Source organism: Magnetococcales bacterium (assembly GCA_015232395.1).
Classification (GTDB): Bacteria; Pseudomonadota; Magnetococcia; order Magnetococcales; family JADFZT01; genus JADFZT01.
Window position 1 is genome coordinate 1 of the sequence record JADFZT010000149.1, and the last position, 4758, is coordinate 4758.

General features: G+C 52.6%; 2 protein-coding genes. Both read left to right on the plus strand.

Translation table 11 applies throughout. From position 1 onward, the window contains the following. Positions 1 to 166: 166 nt before the first annotated feature. The gene (locus HQL52_19980; protein MBF0371721.1) at positions 167 to 3730 is read left to right on the plus strand and encodes a hypothetical protein; all 3564 of its coding nucleotides are present in this window, start codon (positions 167 to 169) and stop codon (positions 3728 to 3730) included. Between the two features lie 128 nt (positions 3731 to 3858). Further along, positions 3859 to 4743, plus strand: a complete 885-nt coding sequence (locus tag HQL52_19985; protein ID MBF0371722.1) for a hypothetical protein — start codon at positions 3859 to 3861, stop codon at positions 4741 to 4743. The last annotated feature ends 15 nt before the right edge of the window (positions 4744 to 4758 follow it).

The following is a 4758-nucleotide window of genomic DNA, read 5'->3' on the forward strand; positions in this document are numbered from 1 at the left end:
GGGATAACCTGCACAACATCCCGTTATAAAACGGGATTTTACAAATTTCCGTGTCTACCCGTCAGAAACCCAGGCCTGGGGTTGGGGGGATAATGATCAAGGTCAGCTTGGGGACGGCAATACTGCCTACCGTTCTTTGCTTACTGAAGCTCTAGATATTTCAGATGTGGCCCATGTTTCTGCGGGAGAGTACCACACTGCTGCTGTAAAGACGGATGGTACAGTCTGGGCATGGGGTGATAACTATGATGGTCAACTTGGTGACGGCACGACAGAGGACAGCAGCATTCCGGTTCAGGTCCAAGGGTTGACAAATGTAGCTCAGGTGGCTGCGGGTGAAGATCACACCCTGGCCCTTGGAACAGATGGAACTGTGTGGGCTTGGGGATCCAACAGATATGGCCAGCTGGGAGATAGTACTTTCACGAACAGTTTGACCCCAGTCCAAGTTTCGACCCTTTCGGGTGTCGATCAAATCGTTGCAGGCAGAAACTTTTCCATGGCTTTGTCGGATAGGTCTGTTTGGGCTTGGGGGTACAATAATAGAGGGCAACTTGGAAATGGCTCTACTGAAAACAGCTCCATTCCTGCCGAAGTTCAAGGATTGAATAGTGTAACACAAATTTCTGCAGGTTATTATTCTGCGTTTGCTTTAAAGTCAACCGGTTCAGTATGGGCATGGGGCTATAATGGTTACGGCCAACTGGGTGACGGTACTACAGATGAATCCCATGAGCCGATTAATATTTCCAGCCTATCAAATGTAGAACAAATTATAACTGGCCCACACCATTCTTTGGCGATCAAGTCGGACAAAACGCTGTGGGGGTGGGGTATCAACTCATCAAGCCAGCTTGGCACTGATCCCTACGAATACAGTGCAACCCCAATTCAAATACCGGATTTGTCAGATGTAAGTCAGGCAAGTGCAGGATGGCTGCATTCAGTTGCAGTAACTGAGGATGGGAACCTCTGGGCCTGGGGGGATAATTATTACAACCAGCTTGGATTAAAAATTCGGTTCATTCTCCCTGTTGTGGGTGAAAACGGCGAAGCTCTCTTCAACCTGATGGGGTTGGATCGGGATGGAGATGGTTTGCCTGACTCCTATGAGGAAGATTATGGGCTGGATCCGGATAATGCATCTGATGTGGAGGAGGATCTGGATGGCGATGGGTTCTCCAACTTTGATGAATTTTTGGACTTCACAGATCCCTCCGACCCAAGTGCCGCTGCGGATTATTGGAATCCTGAGCTGGATGTCATCACTCTTGAAAACAACAGCATTGTTCTAGTCGTTCCAGATCTCATAGGCGGTGCCAGCGACTATGGTGCGGGCATGTGGGCAGTTGAGGTTCAGGTTACGGACCGTTTAGGGAACTTTCTGAGTGAAAGAAACAGCTATCAGTATTGGTCATCTACTGAAGTTTGGCTCGATGCCACCACAGATTCGGACTGGAGCACATGGCGTTTTGAGTTTGATGACAATCTCTGGGCACCCGGAGAGATCTATTCCGTTACAGTCAAAGCCACTGATCTTAACGGCAACGAAACAGAAACCAACCTGCTTTTTCTCTACTCCTACACTGGCAGCCAGTGGACCACCGAGCTTTCGTTGGAGATGTCCAGCAGTGCGATTTTGCAGGGGGAGGAGGCGACCTTTTTTGGGCGGTTGTCGTTGCCGGGTAGTGGTAGCGTCAGCATGGCGCAGGAGATTGTGCTTTTGGTGACCGATCCCAGAGGGGCGACCCTGGAATATACCACCGAATCGGACGCCAACGGCTTTTTCACCTTTGATGAGGTGGCTGCGTTCAGCCTTTCCGGTCACTATGAAATCACCGTCTCCTACAATCTGGATGACGAAGGATTTCTTGCTGGCAGCAGTGCCTCCGACACCCTTTGGGTGGGGGATGCGGCTGGATTTGCCGTGATCGTGCAGGGGCGGATCGCCAGTGACACTGATGGTCAAGCCGCCCACAACAAAACCACCGACCGCATCTACGACGCCCTCATTGAGCGGGGATTTGAATCGGACCACATCTGGTATTTTGGTTATGGAGAGAGCCCTGACGGCGAAACCGAGGTGGAGAACCCCTCCAAAGCCGCTATCGAAGAGGTCATCACCGGGGAGATCCACCCCCTCATGAACGGCACTCCCGCCCCTTTCTATCTGATCATGGTGGATCACGGGGATCAGGACACCTTCTATCTGGATAGCACCGAGACCCTTTCTCCTGATGAGGTGGATGCCTGGTTGATGGGATTGGAAGGGGAGCTTAAAGGGGAGGCGTTGGAACAGTTCCGGGTTGTGGTGGTGGGGGCGTGTTATTCCGGGAGCTTTATCGACTCTTTGAGCGGCGACCAACGTATCGTGGTCACCAGCGCCACTGAAGTTGAGGTGTCGTTCAAGGGACCTCGGGAGGATGATGGTGTGCGGGTGGGGGAATATTTTTTGGAGGAGCTGTTCAAGGCCTTGGGGCGCGGGGAGTCCCTCAAAGAGGGGTTTCAGACCGCGACCGAATATACCGAAATCCTCACCCAGGATAACACTTGGTGGGAGAGCTCCGGTGCGCCCTACTTCGACAACGCCCTGCAACATCCCCTCCTGGACGATGACGGCGACGGGGTGGGCAGCAACGTGCTGGACGACACCTCCGGGGATGGGGCGCTGGCGGCGGATCTCTATCTGGGGACCGGAACCGACCATGTGACCAACGCCCCCGGCAACCCGATAGAAATTCTCACGGTGACCGACACCCTCTATCTCAACGCCGACACCAACGATGCCACCTTGCTGGCCACGGTCAGCGATACGGATCGCTTGAACGCGCAACCCTGGGTCTCCATTCGCGTTCCCAACCAGGCGCTGCCGGAGCAGGAGGGTACGGAGCAGGTGGAGCTGGATCTGACCAAGGAGCCCATGACATCCACCGATGAGGAAGATCTCTGGGAGCGTGTGCAGAGCGACTATTTTGATGAACCGGGGCGGTATGAGGTCTACTATTTTGCCAAGGATATCCAAACCGATGCGCTTTCACCCATGCAGCGCTCGGTGGTGTATAAGGATTACGCTGACAATCACCCCCCGAACACCTTCAGCCTGCTCTCCCCGGAGGACAACGCCTCGATTCGCACCGCGGGGGTGTTTCAATGGGAAGCGGCCACCGATCCCGACCCGGACGACCCCCTCTCCTACACCCTGACCATTGCCGAGGAGGATGATTTTACTTCGGTGGTGCACCAGCAAGAGGAGCTGCTGAGCCCCATCGCCTATGTGGGGCCGGACGATGGTTTGGAGGATGGGGTGAGCTACCATTGGCGGGTGACTGCGGTGGATGGCTATGGGGCCTCCACCCACAGCCGGGAGGTGTGGAGCTTCGAAGCCGACAACACCAACGATCGGGTCGGTATGGTGGAGGGGTATGTCTATGACAGGGATACCAATGAGCAGGTCTTTGGGGCTACAGTGGCGTTGGAGCACAACGGCACGGGCAACCGGGTCAGCTACACCACTCTGAGCCCGATATCAGATTTCATGCTATCGCAAAAATTGGGCGAAGCGACCCTCACTGTCGAGGCCGAAGGGTATGACGATGCAGTGCAGGAGGTGACGGTCCTGGAGGATGGCAAAACCACCCTCCTGATCCCCCTCACCCCGGAAGAACCCCTCTCCGGCTATGTGGAGTGGCGTCCTCCGGAACTCTGCTATCCGGCGCAGTTGCGGGAGTGATGATCATATTGCCAAAAGGAAATATGTGATTGCTGGATGTGTTGAGGCGGACATATCTTTCATTGTTGAGCGAGTCTTTTCGAGTAAGAAACAATCTTGTCTTGGAAGATAGCCAAATGAGGCTCTAAATGGGTAAAAAAACAAGCTGGTTCTGCAGAATTGGCATCCTTATCATAGCTCTTTTTTCTGTAGTTTTTGTTCATCCCGCCAACGCAGTTGAACCAATGATTGCAGCAGGAAGTCATCATTCAGTAGCATTAAAGTATGATGGGACTGTTTGGGCTTGGGGATTCGGGGGGGCTGGTGTTCTTGGAAACGGCTCTGGGATTAGTAGTTCTTTCCCTGTTCAGTCCTCTGGTTTAAAGGATATAATTCAAGTTGGGGCGGGATATTCTCATAGCATTGCGCTAAAATCTGATGGCACAGTCTGGTCCTGGGGCTGGAACGTTTATGGTCAACTCGGAGATGATTCCTTAGATAGAAGCGACACACCATTTCAGCTTTCCAGTCCGACAAATATAACCCAAATTGCGACTGGCTATCATCATACTATTGCGCTGGAGAATGATGGTACAGTCTGGACTTGGGGGAAAAACTTATACGGACAACTTGGAGATGGCACTACAAATGACAGCAATGTTCCAGTTCAGGTTCAAGGTTTGTCAGATGTGGTCCAAATAGCAGCCGGCTCTAATCACACCCTTGCGGTCAAGTCAGACAAGACAATCTGGGCTTGGGGATCGAACAGTAGCGGACAACTTGGAGATGGAACAACTGAAAATAGGCTCACCCCAGTGCAGGTTTCAGGTTTGTTGGATGTGATCCTAATAGCAGCAGGTAGCGATCATACTGTAGCTGTAGAAACGGGTGGAACAGTTTGGGCTTGGGGGGAAAACCGTTTTTATGGCCAGCTCGGAGATGGTACTGCTTCAAATAGTGACACGCCTATTCTGAGTCCCCCGAAAAAAGTCCGTTCAAGCTTGATAGCATTCCCAGGCCAGTTGACTGCTTGATGTGAAAATCTCACC